The organism is Paenibacillus silvae, assembly GCF_014639235.1.
Taxonomy (GTDB): Bacteria; Bacillota; Bacilli; order Paenibacillales; family Paenibacillaceae; genus Paenibacillus; species Paenibacillus silvae.
Map to the genome: position 1 here is coordinate 1 of NZ_BMFU01000015.1, position 15,817 is coordinate 15,817.

Annotated in this window: 17 protein-coding genes; 4 read left to right on the forward strand and 13 right to left on the reverse strand. The window is 46.4% G+C overall.

What is annotated here, in order from left to right; genetic code table 11:
- Positions 1-120: 120 nt before the first annotated feature.
- The 5 genes from IEW26_RS26640 to IEW26_RS26660 all read right to left on the reverse strand — a co-directional run bounded on the left by IEW26_RS26640 (position 121) and on the right by IEW26_RS26660 (position 3,570).
- A complete protein-coding gene (locus tag IEW26_RS26640) occupies positions 121-513 on the reverse strand; it encodes a MerR family transcriptional regulator (protein WP_308423574.1) in 393 nt (130 codons plus the stop codon).
- A 42-nt stretch (positions 514-555) separates the two neighbouring features.
- Positions 556-2,043, reverse strand: coding sequence for an alpha/beta hydrolase family protein (locus IEW26_RS26645; protein ID WP_188594595.1), 1,488 nt, complete (start codon positions 2,041-2,043; stop codon positions 556-558).
- 88 nt (positions 2,044-2,131) lie between these two features.
- Positions 2,132-2,581, reverse strand: a complete 450-nt coding sequence (locus IEW26_RS26650; protein ID WP_188594596.1) for a FixH family protein — start codon at positions 2,579-2,581, stop codon at positions 2,132-2,134.
- Positions 2,582-2,641: 60 nt separating this feature from the next.
- On the reverse strand, positions 2,642-3,094 hold the full coding sequence (locus tag IEW26_RS26655; protein WP_111272713.1) for a disulfide oxidoreductase: 453 nt from the start codon (positions 3,092-3,094) through the stop codon (positions 2,642-2,644).
- Between the two features lie 125 nt (positions 3,095-3,219).
- Positions 3,220-3,570, reverse strand: a complete 351-nt coding sequence (locus IEW26_RS26660) for a winged helix-turn-helix transcriptional regulator (RefSeq protein ID WP_188594597.1) — start codon at positions 3,568-3,570, stop codon at positions 3,220-3,222.
- A gap of 124 nt (positions 3,571-3,694) precedes the next feature.
- Here IEW26_RS26660 and IEW26_RS26665 point away from each other — a divergent pair, with 124 nt between their 5' ends.
- Positions 3,695-4,324 (forward strand): nitroreductase family protein, encoded by a 630-nt coding sequence (locus IEW26_RS26665; RefSeq protein WP_188594598.1) that lies wholly within the window; start codon positions 3,695-3,697, stop codon positions 4,322-4,324.
- Positions 4,325-4,415: 91 nt separating this feature from the next.
- Here the strand turns inward: IEW26_RS26665 and IEW26_RS26670 are convergent, their stop codons facing one another.
- Positions 4,416-6,056, reverse strand: a complete 1,641-nt coding sequence (locus tag IEW26_RS26670; protein WP_188594636.1) for a copper amine oxidase N-terminal domain-containing protein — start codon at positions 6,054-6,056, stop codon at positions 4,416-4,418.
- A gap of 409 nt (positions 6,057-6,465) precedes the next feature.
- On the opposite strand from IEW26_RS26670, the gene IEW26_RS26675 reads away from it, so the two are divergent.
- The gene (locus IEW26_RS26675; protein ID WP_145406641.1) at positions 6,466-6,672 is read left to right on the forward strand and encodes a hypothetical protein; all 207 of its coding nucleotides are present in this window, start codon (positions 6,466-6,468) and stop codon (positions 6,670-6,672) included.
- A 17-nt stretch (positions 6,673-6,689) separates the two neighbouring features.
- Here IEW26_RS26675 and IEW26_RS26680 read toward each other — a convergent pair whose 3' ends face one another.
- On the reverse strand, positions 6,690-7,562 hold the full coding sequence (locus IEW26_RS26680) for a phosphotransferase (RefSeq protein WP_188594599.1): 873 nt from the start codon (positions 7,560-7,562) through the stop codon (positions 6,690-6,692).
- A 209-nt stretch (positions 7,563-7,771) separates the two neighbouring features.
- On the opposite strand from IEW26_RS26680, the gene IEW26_RS26685 reads away from it, so the two are divergent.
- The gene (locus IEW26_RS26685; protein ID WP_188594600.1) at positions 7,772-8,878 is read left to right on the forward strand and encodes a stalk domain-containing protein; all 1,107 of its coding nucleotides are present in this window, start codon (positions 7,772-7,774) and stop codon (positions 8,876-8,878) included.
- Between the two features lie 265 nt (positions 8,879-9,143).
- Complete coding sequence (locus IEW26_RS26690; RefSeq protein ID WP_188594601.1) at positions 9,144-9,419, forward strand: WXG100 family type VII secretion target; 276 nt, start codon at positions 9,144-9,146, stop codon at positions 9,417-9,419.
- 66 nt (positions 9,420-9,485) lie between these two features.
- On the opposite strand, the gene IEW26_RS26695 is transcribed toward IEW26_RS26690, so the two are convergent.
- The 6 genes from IEW26_RS26695 to IEW26_RS26720 all read right to left on the reverse strand — a co-directional run bounded on the left by IEW26_RS26695 (position 9,486) and on the right by IEW26_RS26720 (position 15,365).
- A complete protein-coding gene (locus tag IEW26_RS26695; RefSeq protein ID WP_229730058.1) occupies positions 9,486-9,755 on the reverse strand; it encodes a DUF4176 domain-containing protein in 270 nt (89 codons plus the stop codon).
- Positions 9,756-9,810: 55 nt separating this feature from the next.
- Positions 9,811-10,536 (reverse strand): hypothetical protein, encoded by a 726-nt coding sequence (locus IEW26_RS26700; RefSeq protein WP_229730059.1) that lies wholly within the window; start codon positions 10,534-10,536, stop codon positions 9,811-9,813.
- A complete protein-coding gene (locus tag IEW26_RS30475; protein ID WP_229730060.1) occupies positions 10,537-11,499 on the reverse strand; it encodes a hypothetical protein in 963 nt (320 codons plus the stop codon).
- 42 nt (positions 11,500-11,541) lie between these two features.
- On the reverse strand, positions 11,542-12,432 hold the full coding sequence (locus IEW26_RS26710; protein WP_188594603.1) for a hypothetical protein: 891 nt from the start codon (positions 12,430-12,432) through the stop codon (positions 11,542-11,544).
- Positions 12,433-12,611: 179 nt separating this feature from the next.
- Positions 12,612-13,619, reverse strand: a complete 1,008-nt coding sequence (locus IEW26_RS26715; protein ID WP_188594604.1) for a formylglycine-generating enzyme family protein — start codon at positions 13,617-13,619, stop codon at positions 12,612-12,614.
- A gap of 66 nt (positions 13,620-13,685) precedes the next feature.
- Positions 13,686-15,365, reverse strand: a complete 1,680-nt coding sequence (locus tag IEW26_RS26720) for a DUF6138 family protein (RefSeq protein ID WP_188594605.1) — start codon at positions 15,363-15,365, stop codon at positions 13,686-13,688.
- Positions 15,366-15,817: the final 452 nt, after the last annotated feature.

The window sequence follows — 15,817 nt, forward strand, 5'->3', positions numbered from 1 at the left end:
GATTTCGCCATACGCAAGTATCCTAGCTACGCAGGGGCTTGGCCCCTCCTGCGACCGGACTTTCACCGGCTAGAAGATGCGTGCTTAGCTGGGCACGCTAAAATTGAAAAAGAGCCGTTATCACGGCTCTTTCCTGCTTACTCTGAACGATTGAATGTAACTGTCGATTTCCTCCTCGGGCGTATGCAGCAATGTGGCCAGATGCTGCTGCATCTCCTTCAGGTGGCCGATATGCTTCTCAATGTCGGCAATTCGTTCACGAACGAGTGCCTTGAGTGTTTCTTTCTCCATATGCTCATTGCTTAATAGCTCCAAGGTTTCCTGTATCTCTTTCAGTGAGTAGCCGAGCGTCTGTGCACCCTTGATAAATTTCACTTTAACCAGATAATCATCGGTGTACACCCGATAACCGTTAGCGGATCGATGCGGAGCGGGCAGTATGCCGCTGTCCTCATAATATCGAAGCGTTGCCATGCTTACCCCTGTTCTTTTGGCTAATTGGCCTCTTGTCATCGTGTCCACACCGATCTCCACCTTCCCGCAGACTTCATCTGCTTATTTGTTACGTATTTTCGTATACTCCTGATCATAAGCTGCTTCGGGAAATTTCTCTGAGCTTCCTTGCAGCAGTGGTTGTGCTTCCCCTTTCAGGTAACGGTCAAAAAAGGCGAGCGCGTAACTCCGCGTAATATCAATATTATGCTCCGCAGGCATGTTCTTGGCAAACAAACGCGGTGAGATCAAGGCGATATCGGTGAAGCTTTGATGGAAAAATCCGTCCACCGTCAGATAATAGGTATCATTCAGACTGCTCGTCATAACATGTTTCAGATCAGGCTCGAATTCGGGATAAAACACTTTATCTTTGGATGCAGCACTCGGATCGAAGCTTTTGGCCGTTTCACCAGACATAATATACATAAAAGGCTGTTTCAATGCTGTCTTGGAGACGGTGCCCCAGAATCCGCCTTCCAGACTGAGTCCGGCTTGCAAACGTTCATCCTGTGCGAGCGCTTCAGCTGTTGTTGCCCCGCCATAGGAATGGCCCATGATGCCTGTATGGTTCAGATCCAGCCTGCCCTCCAGCACATGATTAGGGTCCTTCACATTCCACTGTTCCAGAGTATCAAGCACAAAACGTGCATCCGCAGCACGAATACCCACGCCTTCCACGTTATACTGATACTGTTCCTCTGAAGTGGCAAATTCAGGTCCGGCCTCATAAGAAACCGCATGCCCGTCCGGGAAGGTTACACGAGCAGAGGTGTAAGGGTGATCCATGCCCACAACGATATAACCATGACTCACCAGCTCTTCAACCGCAGTCATGCTCTGGAAGCGGGCCGAACGCACACCGGGAGAGAACAAAACAACAGGATAAGAGCTTTGTGCATTGGACATCGCTGCCCCTTTCACCACATGTGTCGGAATCGTATCCAGGTAACTGAACACCTTGGGCGGGATGCCAAAAACGAGACTGATCGCTTCCCCCAGTTCAGCGGGGTAGGATTCGGGCTTTATGCCTTTTGCAGCTTCGGGATCGACAGGATACCATACGTTAATCATCAGCTCGCGCTTGTCTCCATTCTCAGGCGAGAGCGTCTCTTCACGAGATTCATCCACAAGCTGTTGTGAAAAGGTACCGATGGCGAATTGGCCCGTTGGCTCGGGCATTGTAAAAGCAGGAAAGTATCGGGTAAGCAGTCCTGAACCAACTCCCGAGAAGGCAGCTAGAATAAGGATTAATGCGCCGCGAAGCCACGTGCCTGCTCTTGATTTCTTCTTGTATGGTGCTGATGCTGTCCTTACGTTGCCGCGAACTGATTTCATCAGCTGAATGATTAACAGGATGAATAGTATGACCGCAACAATATAAGACGGCAGCAGCATCACCCGTAACGAATCACGGACAGCATGCAGCAAAAAAGCGATAATCAAAACGGAAAGCATACCTGTCGCCAGCTTCCGCCGTTTCGGATAGAACGGCAAGCCAAGAGCTGCGACTATCGTTACAAGCACGAAAACCCATTCGAATAATTTCATTATTTTTCCTCCAAACGTTGTTGATACAACAAGAATAAACCTTGAAGTATACTTCAAGGTCAAGGATTGAATTTAATCATTATAAATATTATTCGACGGTTACCTTCGCACGTGGCATGGTATGCATTGCACCTGAGGTTACATGTGCCTGAACAACATATTCCCCCGGCTCCTGAAACGTATATTTCACCTCGTACACACCATCGCCTATAGCACTCGCCTTCACCGCTCCGCGAGCTTCAAGCTCATCGGCATTCATCATACCTTGCTCAGCAGCAGGTGCTTCAGGCTCATTCTGTTCGTTCCATATCTGGAACTGTACCTGATCGGCATCATCTACAGGATTCTCTCCCTGAGTCAGCTTGATCTGTAAAGCAACTTCTTCATTTACCTTCACCTGATCCGGCATCAGGAGCTTTACTCGAATCATTTCCGGCATCTCTCCCGAAGCAGACTGCTCCGTGTAGGAGCACCCGGCCATGATAAACATCAGCACGAGTATGAGTAAAGGCGTAAACCAGCGAGCTTGTCCCTTCATCACCACAGTTCAGTTCCTTTCCGCGTATCCAGATTTAAGAAGAAGATTTCAACAGAAATTTTAAGCAGAACGTTTAGATGTTTTGCCAATCCCCCACAGCATTACAATAATGATAATAAATGCGATCAGAGCCAGCAGTGGAATGGTAATAAAACCAAACCAGTTCAAATAATCAGTGTAACAAGGTACCTTGCCGCAGGCCACCGCATTGCCTGTAGCCGAGAAAATACGCTGGATCGTTACATGATACAAGGATATACCCCCTCCGATAAAGCTGAGCGGAAGCACGTATTTGGCAATGCCCACGTCATCCTTGAAATACGCAATGCCGAGCAGGATCGTTAACGGATACATAAATATGCGCTGGAACCAGCACAAATCACATGGAAGAAAGCCTTTGATCTCACTTAAATAAAGACTTCCCAAGGTTGCAATTACAGACACGGCCCAGGCGATAAATAACCGGGTTTCTGCCCCTTTGGCGGGCTGCTCTGAATGGGATGCTGCACTCATGCCTCTGTCCTCCTCTTTCTTCGTTCATATTGGATTATCATACGTTATTCTGTGCATTCCACCTATGTATGCCCTCTATACGAGTCACTACACAGCAATTATATCAAATATTTGGAATTTGAGGATCACCCTTGATCACATTGGATACGTTTATCCCGTGGATTTCCGTTCATCTCTGCGTACCTGTTGCCCCAATCACACATCGTTTTTAATACGGGCACAAAGGACCGGCCCAGCTCTGTCAGGCTGTATTCGACTTTGGGAGGAATTTCGTTGAACACCTCTCTGGAAACCAATCCATCCTTCTCCAATTGCTTCAATTGCTCTGTCAGGACCTTCTGGGTAATGCCAGGTATTAATTCATAGAACTCTTTCGTTCTTACCGCGTTTTGACTCAGGAAGTACAAAATCAGGCACTTCCACTTCCCGCCAGCGATATCCATGAAAATATTAATTCCAGTATTATATTTCACCAACTTGCTTCTCCTCCTAATAGATACTTTCAGGTTGCTAGGCCACTTTAATGTGCGTTATTTTCTTCTCTGCTGCTGTCTACTATAATCCAAACAGACTCTAAATAACAACGATGGAGATGATCCCATGCATGTACAGGCCCTATTGGAAAAAAGACGTTCCGTTCGACATTTCGATCCAGATTACGCTTTGAACGAGGAGACGCTGAGTACACTGATCGCTTTGGCAAGTAAATCACCGAACGGGAATAATATTCAAGCCACTCGTTACCTTGTGATTGATGATCCCGAATTAAGAAATACATTGCTGCCTATCGCTTTTAATCAGCAGCAGGTTCTGGAGGCTTCTGCCTTAATCCTGATGCTGGGAGACTTCAAGGCGTTTGCAAAAAACAACATTACTTCTATTCTTCAAGAGGGCTTCCAGGCTGGCTTCTATGACGAATCAACCCGGGATTTTCTGACCGATGCCGCCATCCAGTATTATGCCTCCAAAACAGAGCAGGAGCTTGCGATTGAACTTACCCGTGATGTAAGTCTAGCAGCGATGTCATTTGTGCTGCTCGCCCAGGAGGCCGGATTACAAACCATTACGATGTCTGGGTATCATTCTGCAGAACTCAAATCGGCGTTGAATATTTCGGACAGGTATCTGGATGTCATGTTGATTGCGGTTGGCAAAGGCATCAAAGAGGGACATCAAACGGTACGTCATCCTGTTGAGAAGATTATGTATCACAATCATATCCCTGCCTGACTAACCTTGAAAAGAGCTGCCCCATGCGGGGCAGCTCTTTTCAAGGTTATTATTAAATATAAATATCGTTAAAAACGAGATTCTGCCCCGCTTACATGGCTTTGGTCAGCGTAATGGAACCATCCTTTTGAGACCATTTTACATTCCAGTCAAGCAGTTCAGCAATGAAACGCAGAGGAACCTGAGTACGTCCATCTTTGTTGACAAACACGGTGGAGCCTACGTTTTTCTTCATACCGTTCACTTCCATGACGGTGTTGTTCACCCAGAATACGAGGGTATCGTCACCAGCCATCACGGTAACCTGCTGTGCTTTTTTATCCCATTTCACCGTTGCACCAATGCCTTCGCTCAGGAAACGCAGCGGAATGTACGTTGTATTTTTCCACAGCACAGGTGTTGTATCCATGTTTGTTGTTTTATCATTAATTTTCAGCATTTTGCTGTTGAGCTTCATCCAAACGATAGTCATGTCTGGCGTTGGTGCTGGTGTAGGCGTTGTCGGTGCTGCTTCTTGGAACTTGTCATTAAACTGGGTCACGATGGCATTACCCAGCGCTTGACCTACACCAAACATCACTTTGAAGCCTTCACGATTCGTCGTGTAAGAAGCATCATAGTTGCCTGCCGCGTATTGATCCAGTACTTTTTGCACCTGGTTTTCATGTGTCGTCAGCGCCTGTTGTGCTGCTGTTTTAGGCAGGTTGCCTGCTGTTGCGGAATCCAGGAATGTTGCAAACTCCGTCGTAAATCCGTCGATCCGTTTTTGCACAGCTGCACGCGCGGTTGCGTCGTTATCTTTTACCGCTTTGACATAGTCACTTTGAGCGTTAACGTGGTTGGTCACCCAGATTTTTTCGAATGCATCTGCTCCTTCATTGCCGTAAATGGAAGCGATGGCTGCTTTGAAATCCGCTGTATTTCCGGCTTCTGCGGTAACAAGGGCATTCGATGCTGCTGTGTGTCCATCATACTGCTCCTGCATCTGCAACGCCGAAAGGGCAAAGTGCTCGGAAGCCAGATGGTTAAGTGCAGATCTCAGATCAGCTGCTTTCGTATCCGCTTTGGTGTTGTTGAATTTCTCAGGCATTTGTGTTGTGATTGCGGTGGAGAGGGCTTTACTTACGTCAAACATCTCCTTGAAGCCTTCACGATATGCCTTGTATGCATCGGTATAATCCCCGGCTACATACTCGTCAAATACTTTTTGTACCAGATCCTCATGCACTTTCAGTGCTTGTTTGGCTGCGTTTTTAGGTAATTTCCCCTCTGTAGCAGTGCTCAGAAACGTGGAGAATTCATCTACGAATCCGTTGATGTTATCCTGGGCCTGCTTGATGCCAGCCTGGTTGCCCATCTTGGTTGCTTTCACCAGATCATCAGTGTATTTGTTATGTGCACGGAAAATGCGTTCGAATTCTTTGGCACCTGCTTCACCATAGAGGGAAGCGATGGCTGGCTGCATATCCAGGGCATTTTGGTCGAGTGCTTTGTAAGCTGCATCTGCATCCTTTGCACCGTCATAAGCCTTTGCCATCGCAGTTACCGCAAGAGCAAAGTGCTCGGACAGCAAATGATCCAGGTTTGCTCTCAAGTCAGCGGCAGGTGTGTTCACGGATGCTTTCATCATCGTCATGGAAGTGGAGGTCTGAGGTGCAGCAGCAGCTCCCGCGATTCCCGGCATCAACAGGGACAAGCTAAGTACAGGTGCAATGAATGTTTTCATTTTCATCTTCATTGTGTTATTCACTCCTTGGGTTGGTTTTAAGTATTTTTTCCTTCCTTGTTGTTGTCTTCATGAGGTGTAACGCAGGGTTCGCGAATCTGGATCACTACGCAGGCAAAAAAAATTGCAGCTTCCCATAGCGAAAGCCGCAAACGCTTGATATATCTATGTTTTTAGCAGCAAGAAAAATTTAAAACAATAATCATCCGGAGGAAAAGAATTCAAAAAATCGGGGGTAACCGCTACTCTCCAGGTTATTCTGTCATCGGAGTGGACTGTGTAAAATCTTTAGTTCAACTTATATAGTTCAAGCAATGTAATTTCCTATATTTCTCAATAATAGCTTACATTGCGAGTAAACCTGAGATACAATAGAGGCAAACGCTTTCCATCGACTGGAAAAGGAGGTCAACTCATGACTTGGCTGCCTTATGCATTGATTATTGGCATCGCTTTATTTGGCGGAATTGCTACTCTGATCATCGGGAACTCCAAAGCCAATCGTGTCAGCAACCCTGAATATGATCGTCGCACACGGCAAAATCTCAGTAAACTTACATATGTATACGTCGGCGCCATCGTACTGGGCATAGGTGGATTTGTACTGTATTTGTACAATTGATCATGATTTACTGAATGCTAAAGTAATATCTCTTTGAATACGGCAACTCTTTGCATGCCTTGCTCAATGTGCTCCACCACCGGGGAGGTGACTCCCCTCTCCCTGATCCACGCCAGCCAGCCGCGCAGCATCCACAAGTGAATTTGTTCATACAGCCACTCGCTCATGAGTAGTCCTCCAGCCTCAGCATAACCTCTAATCACATCTTCCAACATTGATAAACAATCATTCTCCGTTGTCGTTGCAGGGATCATTGAGGTAAGCGCGGCAGCCATATCAAAATGCGGATCACCTCTTCTCACCTCTCCAAAATCGATTAAAAGTGTCTTTTGCTTCGTAAACAACATATTCCACACACCCAGATCACCATGAATCACGCCCTTATTTCTCACGGCGTACTCTGTACATTGCTGTACATGCCCCTCAAGTGAACAAATCATAGCTGACGAAGATCCCCTGACTTCATCACAGACTTGTGACCATAGAAGAGACAAAGCAAAACGATCCGGCTGGTCAACAATTTCAAGCTTGTGAGCAGCATGGTGGAAGCGAGCAAGCATTTTTCCAAATTCAACAAAATGGATCGTTGCCTGATCGTATGGTACCGTTTCTTCCACGTAGTACTGCAAGTTATATATTTCATCATTTAAATGAATATAGGACAACCCGTTCCGCGCAATCACCAATGCTGGAGAGATGTTTTGCAATGACATAACGTGATGAAGTCTCTCTTCGTTTACAGCCTGCTGCTCATTTCTTAGTTTACGCAAGACAAATCTACCTGCTGAGGACTCAACGCATTTTGCATCAGAGCTTGTCCCCTGTTTCATCACTACCAAGCGCTGTATTCTTCCGATATCATAAAACTCTTCAATAATGCGATACTCCATCTTATTTCCCTCCTTTTATTATGAGAATCAAACAAGATGCTTCTCCTGTAACCTTTACATAACAAATTTCCACCATCATGCAAAAATTGTTACACATGTTTACAAGTTGGAGATAATTCAGAATTATTCTGGATAAGTTCGAGGGGTAATATAAAGCCATAAGGAACAGTAAGACAATAAATAACCCCAACTTAAAGGAGAGATATAGGATGAAAAAAAACATGAAGAAATCCGTAGCTACAATGATGGTACTCGGTATGACCTTAACAGGAGCGGCTGGTGTGTTTGCTGGTACACAACTGGAGAAAATCTCGGCTTATCTCAATCATGGAATCAGCTTTAATGTAGATGGCACAGCCTACGCGCCGACTGACGGGAATGGTAAAAAACTTGCTCCTATTACGTACAATAACTCGACATATCTCCCGGTTCGAGCACTTGCTGATGCACTGCATGTGCCTGTAACGTACGATAGTGCCAATAAACAAGTTATTATTGGAGAAACGAACAGTAATCCAACTACGCTTACGAATATAACCTATACTACGGCGCAGAAGGAAGCGATTCAAAAGGCTTTTGCCCAATTCGATGGCTTTGAAACGGCTTATGCTCCGCAGCAGATGACCACAGGTGATACCTTCAAAAGCGCAGCCGCTGGCGGCGATGGTGTAAGCTTTATTTTCAACCATATGAAGGTCGATGTTACTCCAAGAGATTATTCGGACGGCTACACGGGCAAAGATATAAAACTGTCCAACGGCGTCAGCGCAAAATGGTATACACCAGGCGATACAGGCATGCTGACCTTCAAGCTGGATGATCGTTATGTTACTCTTAGCTCGCCAGATCATAAGCTGAGCCAAGCGCAGCTGCAGCAAGTGGCTGTCTCTGTGCAAAAAGTAAACAGCGGCAACGATCAAGGCATCACAGCCTACGAAAATGTAAACTACTCCAAACAGCAGCTGGACAATATCCGCAGCTCATTTGCCAAATTTGATGGCTTCACGACAGCTTATGCACCGCAGCATATGGTTGCCGGAGATGCATTCAAAGCTGTCGGAGCAGGCGGAGATGGTGTAAACTTTGTCTTTAACCGCATGAATGTTACTGTGTCTCCTAGAGACTACTCGTTCAGCTATGATGGCAAAACAGTAAAACTGCCTAACGGCGTATCTGCCAAATGGTACACGCCGGACAAAACCGACATGCTTACGTTCAAGCTGGATGATCGTTATGTCACGCTCAGCTCGCCAAATAACCAATTGACACATACCCAACTGGAGCAAATGGCAACTGCCGTGCAAAAAGTGAAATAATCATGATTTCTTCTGCATAAACTCATAAGCATCATCAGATCATAAACACCATAAGATCATAATTAGTAATAAAAACACATACAATTTCGGCTCTTCCGTTCTCCAGACTTGGAAGCCGATCTGGTATGTGTTTTGTCTTGTTTATAGGCCGTTTATGGTTCTTGAAAACGCGGCTTTAGTCCAGCTTCATTTTGCTTCAGAAGGGGTTATAATAGATGCAGTTATCCCGATCTTGCAAACTCGAACAGGAAGGAATGAGTTTACTATGAATCAGCGCATCGATCTGTCGCCGGAGGAGCTGCAGCAGCTTGCCGTTCAATTCAACAAAGCTTCGCAGAATGGACAAGACATCGTTAACCAACTCAAAACGATGATTGATCAATCCGAAGGTCAATGGGAAGGCACTCGGCAGCGTGATTTTCTGGAGCGCATGAATAACAGTATGACCACTGTGAGCAGTTATTTGCGAGGTTTAATGGAGACAGGCACGCAGCTGCAGCAGACTGCAACACGTTTCCGTGAAACGGATCAGTCACGTTAGTACTGATCCGTTTGTATCAAAAAATACCAGCAGCCGAGGCCAACTCAGAATTGACGTAATCGATTGTCACGCTCGCTCAAGTTCTGCTGCGAAAGCCTCTTCCTCTTCATCACTATACCCCTTGAAAATAACTTCCTCAATGTCTTCGTGGTTAAACACATAAGTGTAATCCGGATTAATGTATCCCTCCGGGTATGGACAGCCAATATAATCAAATTGCCGCGGAGGTTCTGTCATTAACATTTGCTTGCGTCCATAGATCACGAGCTTTTTGGTGCCCTCTTTTAAACGGATTACCGACCCGTTGGGCAGAAGTGCAGTTGTATTCTTTTGCAAACTGATCATCCTCCTTATATCTGGTGACCTGATGATAAAGTCTAATTATACTGTATTAAACCGACTCCAATTTGTTCATGGCTCGGCGAAGCCAGTAATATCGATGCAAATCCATAACAAAATGAAATACAACAAAAGCCAGCAGGATGTATACACACATCAGAACAACTGCCACGGTCTGCTGTGTAACAAAGGCAAGTGAAATGTTGGCCAGCAGGTATGCCCCTCCTGTAATCGCGGTTAAGGCAGCAACAGGCATACCGGTACTTTTGTCCCCTTTTTTACGCTGAGGCGGCTGCTTTAATTTTTGTAAACGAAACCTTACATATTGAGATAGGGCCAAGACATACGCTGCAAAAGATCCAATCGCATACCATGGCGTGGTCAGCTCCAGTGTCTCATAGGCGAACTTCTGTATAACCACCATAAAGGAAGCCGAGCACACAAGCCCGAATACACCTCTAAACAACACATAATTGAGCTGCAGCCTACGCGGGGCTGCAATCAGAGCAATGGCCCATAGATTCATAACTGCTAGCGGCGGCAGCAGCAGATATGCATAGAGAGGTTGAAACGGAACACTGAATATGGGAATCAGCAGAAATACATTGAGAAAAAACAGAACCAGCGTGCCTGCACTGAGTCTAATGCCATCGGCCGCATAGATCACAAGGTAATTTTCGAACGTTTCCCTTGGATACGACGTCCCATCATACATTACTGGACCAGCAGCCGTATTTCCCTTGTGCGCTGAAGGTTTGGATCGCTGTTTATTTGCCATCTACTTAAACCACCCCGCCACGGTAGACCAGGCTTTCTTCGCGCCATGTTTGATAACATCCTTCACCGAATCATCCTTTCCATCACCGTCCAGATCCATATCCAGCTTTATGCCTTCAGCAAGATATGTCAAGCCAACCGATACTCCAAAACCAACTGCACCGACAGCCAGCACAGGTGCTGCTGCCGGCATGAGAGCCGCAGTCAGAAGCGTCGCCCCTACAGTCGTTGCTCCGCCCACCACAACGTTTCCGATAATATCACCAGCAATCTTGTCCGTGCCTGCATTTTCACTGATATTTTCTTTGGTATCTGTAAACACATCAAGCCCCACACTGGCCCATCCCAGCTTGTCCTTCAACGCTGATTTGACTCCATAACCAGGCTTGAGCATGGCGGCAATTTCCTTCATCTGCGGAGTAGCTGTTCCGTTGGCAATTTTGGCCTCAATGTCACGTAAATAATGGATTTTATAGTCTCTTGGCCGGCCGTTCGGAGCCTTATTACCTCTGACTGCATCATGACTCTCACGAACCAGAACCCGAGGTGTGTTTCGATCCAGTTGAGCTTTGACCATATAACCGTTCTTCAATCGATATCCCAAACGAGCAACCGCCATAGCTGCGGTTAATGTACCTACTGTGCTGCCCAGTCCATCAAACGGAGCAAGAAAATTAATACCAGTCACCCCGAATTGACCACCAGTGTTATCCTCCTGCTCCATCGTCTGCCGGGTTGTTTTCACATAAGCTGCCAGCTGCTGCATACTTTGCCCTGCACTTTGAAAACGCTGCTGATGCGCCTGATACAGTCCAATGATCGTCTGCCTGTTACCCGATTGCCATGCGGCTCCTTGAAGCCCATGCTGCAGCATGCCATCAACCTGCTGCAGCTGTGCAGTGACTTGTTCAATCTGCTGGGCAAGTGAGTTCAGGTACTCTGCTTTCATAACAATCTTTGTCATATTCAATCCCCTTACCTTTTCGGACGTATATGTCTCTCCCGTTCAGCGCACATGGGGCAGAACGGATATGGAACGTGTAGTCAGCAGAAAGAGACTCTGAACCAGTTCTTCTTCTGTTACGATGAATGGGGTAAACAAGTTCTCTGTTTCCCCTTCAAGAAAGAGCCAGTTTCCACTCGCACTGCCGATAAAATAAATCACTTGTGATCTCTCATCTGTGCCCCGGGTATACACTTCAAATCTGCCGTGCCGCTCTAAAGCTGCTAAACTGCAGGACAAAGGCTGAACCCAGGTCTGATCCAAATGTTTATCTTCTTGAAGTATGAATTGCGTTTTTTCGGTTTTATCGGTCATTTCGTTTTTTTCAGTTACTCCGGCTGGTTCATTGCCAGTTTCCTCCGGGCTTATCTCCAATTCAAACAGACGGCGCAAGGTGTCGCCCCCGATGGACGTACGTGATCCCTCTTGTCCCGGATCAAGAACAGCTTCTTGAGGAGAATCATCAATATCCAGTCGGTTACCGAGAACTTGAAACATTTCCTGTATTGATAGAAAAGAAGTGAATACGGACTGATGATGCACAGGCTCCCATATCCATTCGACCAACTGATCACTTGATAAAAAACCATACGTTACGGATCTGCCCTGCTTCGTGTTGATTAACTCCAGACGCATTACTGCACTGCTCAGCTTGCATCCCATAAGAAGCCTATGTACTTGAGGTTCTATTGTAATTTCTTGATCGCTGACATCTACCACATGATCTTGAACAAGACCCTTGAGAAGCTGCGCGTACGAAGGTGCAGGCTCTCCATCCCGGCCTGCAGCATCATGCAGTTCTGAACGAAGTTGTCCTGCCTCTGGTATATTCAAAATTTCAAATAGAAACAACGTCTCCATACCGTTACACTGAAAGGATGTATATACTGACACGTGTATTCTCCTTTTTGAAAATGAAAGCCCATAGAAAGCACTCATTCTTTATTGTAAAAGGAACGAGGATGCTGCTCAATGTGTCCCCATTCCTGAAGTTAAGCCGCCAGGCCTGATTATATTTACCCAATTATAAATATAAAAGGCACAGCAAATATGCTGTCCCCTATTTTTTTGCTTTAGCCCACCATTACATCCGTCAAACGGATGACCCGGCGATAATAAAGGGCGTCCATCAGTTCCTCCCAGTCCAGCTCATCAACATTCTCGTCGCGAAAAAATACGGATGCTGCTGGCAAGAAGCCAAGCAAAGGACCTGTTCCACCGCAAACCAGCATGCCACCATCCCCGCCTTTTGGTATCACTTCACCCTCTGCATCCAGCGTAAGCTCATACTTATAGGGGTCTCCCTTAAACTGAATACCAAAAAAGTTAGGCAGCTCCAAGTCATATGAATTCGCTGCAGCAGGTTGGTCGTTGTGTTTGCCGAAATACCTCAATCTCATCGTATAATCAAAGCTGTCCCCCCAAGGGAATAACGTACGACAACCTCCTCCGTAGATATATTCCCACTCGTCTTCGGTCAGCAAACCAAACCCGGCCGCTGTTTCTTCCTTCACAACGTCCTCCAGCTCGATCCCTTCATTAAACCAAAAAATTTGGATATCTCCTTCACGATGTCGGACCAGCCGAAATTGCAAATGCAATTCATATTCATTCAACCCGGACTGCTTGAATTGCGCCAACGCCTCGGGGAAGTCATCATGCTCCTGAGCAAAAGCTTCTTCCTCGGTTACCTCAATCCAGCCTAGAGAGATCGTCTCACATTCTACAAGCATCGGCCCTATGGTGACTTCTCGCACGGGTGACATCTGGCTGGCCAGGAAGGCTTGCACGTCCTCTATCCCTTGGGTGTCGGCCGTTTCTTGAAAATCATCAGATGTTGCTTCATCCATTCCGTCCTGCCACTGTGCCCAGCCAAGGGTTACCCGATCACCCGGAACAAATACAAACCGCTCCTCTTCATGTGTAAACACCCCCGTCTCCGTCCGCTGTCCGAATCGTTCAAACGTCTCCAGTCCCTCATATTGCATCCCTTCAGGAAGCATAAGCTCAATACGTTTCATCCAATCCTGCTTATCCTGCGCGGACAGTCCTTGCCAGACGTTCCTCGTTAATGCTTCCATTCCAGCTCCACCTCTCCTTGTGACTCCATCTGGGTCCGTAAAACTTGCTCTAATTCAATTGAACGCTCACTTGCCCGCGGCCCGTGCCAACGCCAGCAGCAATTCCTTCCGTCTTCCGTCAGCCTTTCGAGCCAATGTGACCAGCTTCTCCAGCTTGCCAAAGATCGGATAAAGCACACGCTGTACTTCAAACGATTCCAGCTTCTGCACCTGCTCAAGCAGCAATGCCAGCTTCTCTTCGTGCTCGAACTCCGGCAGCACCTTCAGCTTCAAGCCATCGGTTGAACGGCGCAGACTATTGACCAGAACGGGCATGGAATGTGCGGTTACTCCGTATTTTTCAACAAACGCAGCGATAAACTTGTCCTGAATCATCTGATGCTCGTCATCCACCTGATCCATATAGTCGTTAATTAAAGGAAAATATTGCTCGTTCGAAAGCCCAAGTCCAAAGGCAGCATAACTACCAGGCATGCCGTTTTTCTCCCCTTCGGTGTCTGCATAGAACTCAAACTGCTGCATCGCTGCTCGTGTGTATGTTTCCAGAAGAGGATGCAGTTCAGGGTAGGTTAGAGCATTAGCGAAGAAACGATGTGTATCGGATTTGGCGAGCCCTTTGACTAGAAGATACTGTTTCGCCTTCGATTTCAGCTTAATATGATAGTTTTTTGGGAAACCCTGCTCCAGCAAACGAATAATAAAAACCAGTGCCTGCCGATATGCCTCAGGGCTCTCTTCACGAATCTGGATGGTGATCCGGGCAAAGACATCATTGGCCTGGCCCTCCACCTGCTTCGTCTGAACATAGGTATCTTCCGGTTGATATGCACCACTGCCTTCTGTTAACATGCGCTCCGCTCGTTCACTGCCCAGCTGCTTCGCCAGCTCCAGAAACTTGAGTCCCCGCGGCTTGCTGTAGCTGGGTTCAAAACGCAGAATCAGCACTGCGGCATATAACAGCAGTTCGATGGAATTCCGAGCTTCATCCTGAGCTGTATTCAGTCCGTGCAGCTGCTCTGCTCGCTTCAAAGTATATTCATTCTCGCGGTATGCCGAAGTCTGTACGTCGAAATACTGCGGCAGAAACTGCCGCTCTGCCCATAATGTCAAAGCATAAATGATCGTATGGCGGTGTTCTGCGAGTGCTTCCTTTCGTTCCCGGTTTAAAGTTTGAATCCGTTCATACTGTCTAATGATCCATGCCGCATCCAAAGCAGGATACAGCACTGGATCAAGCAGATGACTTGCCAAAAAGTGTGTTTCCAGAGGTTTGGTTGGATGAACGCCATTTTCCAGCTTTTGCTCTGTATACGTATGAATCCGATCCAGCAGCAGCTGTCTTTTCTCTTGATTGACATATTCCAGCAGTGTCAGCTTCAGCATGCCATCACTCGCAGGGAACTTGCCCCGAAAGATAAAGCGATAATCAATCAGCGGAGTATCCACCCATTCGGCCATTCTTTCCTGAACCACCTCAACCAGCCGCGGTTGAATTTCAGTGCGAACCATTTCCTCTGTAAAGCGAATGTTCTGCGTCAAAAAGGAGCCCTCGTCCCATCCCATATCCAGACTGTCCACAACGGTTCTTCCGGGCTTATATAAAAGAAAGATGTCATCGAATATGCCCATCTGCAGTGTCGTTCGTTTCAAGGTCTGTTGCAAATCTGTACGTTTTGCCTGTTCATCAAACCATTCATGAACTGCCTCAATCATCTCTTCCAGCGCTTGCTCCACCTTTGTCGTCATCTGTTCTCCTGCCTTTCCGTATGATGTACTGTATGTATTTTGTGCCGAGACACTACGATCGTTCTTCCTATATTCAAGCAAGTCTACATCTGACTATGTACAGATAAAATTATGCAGTAATGTTACATATCAACTCTTATTTTACATGCTTAAATACACATGCAACAATAAGTCTTACGCACGGTTGTTCCCTATCTTATTCTGGATTCTTATCTGTTCTTCTGGCGTAAAACCTCGGATGAATACAAAAAAACACCAAATTCGGCCGCTTACAGCCCCGTTTCGGTGTAAATATGAAACTCATATTGAACTTGTCCGACTTTCGTATGATTACATTCATACCAGGAGCCTTCTCTTTGAAAAAATTCATTCATACTATAAATTATTCAGCGTATATAATATACAACTCTTTCCAGTTGCCTTCTGTGGATATATACTAGGGATAAATGTAA

What these genes read in the sequence shown, in the direction of transcription:
- IEW26_RS26680 (WP_188594599.1), bottom strand. Translation starts at nt 7,562, where the DNA reads ATGGAGTATCGCATTATTGAAGAGTTTTATGATATCGGAAGAATACAG.
- IEW26_RS26655 (WP_111272713.1), bottom strand. Translation starts at nt 3,094, where the DNA reads ATGAGTGCAGCATCCCATTCAGAGCAGCCCGCCAAAGGGGCAGAAACC.
- IEW26_RS26645 (WP_188594595.1), bottom strand. Translation starts at nt 2,043, where the DNA reads ATGAAATTATTCGAATGGGTTTTCGTGCTTGTAACGATAGTCGCAGCT.
- IEW26_RS26685 (WP_188594600.1), top strand. Translation starts at nt 7,772, where the DNA reads ATGAAAAAAAACATGAAGAAATCCGTAGCTACAATGATGGTACTCGGT.
- IEW26_RS26700 (WP_229730059.1), bottom strand. Translation starts at nt 10,536, where the DNA reads ATGGCAAATAAACAGCGATCCAAACCTTCAGCGCACAAGGGAAATACG.
- IEW26_RS26690 (WP_188594601.1), top strand. Translation starts at nt 9,144, where the DNA reads ATGAATCAGCGCATCGATCTGTCGCCGGAGGAGCTGCAGCAGCTTGCC.
- IEW26_RS26670 (WP_188594636.1), bottom strand. Translation starts at nt 6,056, where the DNA reads ATGAAAATGAAAACATTCATTGCACCTGTACTTAGCTTGTCCCTGTTG.
- IEW26_RS26715 (WP_188594604.1), bottom strand. Translation starts at nt 13,619, where the DNA reads ATGGAAGCATTAACGAGGAACGTCTGGCAAGGACTGTCCGCGCAGGAT.
- IEW26_RS26675 (WP_145406641.1), top strand. Translation starts at nt 6,466, where the DNA reads ATGACTTGGCTGCCTTATGCATTGATTATTGGCATCGCTTTATTTGGC.
- IEW26_RS26650 (WP_188594596.1), bottom strand. Translation starts at nt 2,581, where the DNA reads ATGAAGGGACAAGCTCGCTGGTTTACGCCTTTACTCATACTCGTGCTG.
- IEW26_RS30475 (WP_229730060.1), bottom strand. Translation starts at nt 11,499, where the DNA reads ATGACAAAGATTGTTATGAAAGCAGAGTACCTGAACTCACTTGCCCAG.
- IEW26_RS26720 (WP_188594605.1), bottom strand. Translation starts at nt 15,365, where the DNA reads ATGACGACAAAGGTGGAGCAAGCGCTGGAAGAGATGATTGAGGCAGTT.
- IEW26_RS26665 (WP_188594598.1), top strand. Translation starts at nt 3,695, where the DNA reads ATGCATGTACAGGCCCTATTGGAAAAAAGACGTTCCGTTCGACATTTC.
- IEW26_RS26640 (WP_308423574.1), bottom strand. Translation starts at nt 513, where the DNA reads ATGACAAGAGGCCAATTAGCCAAAAGAACAGGGGTAAGCATGGCAACG.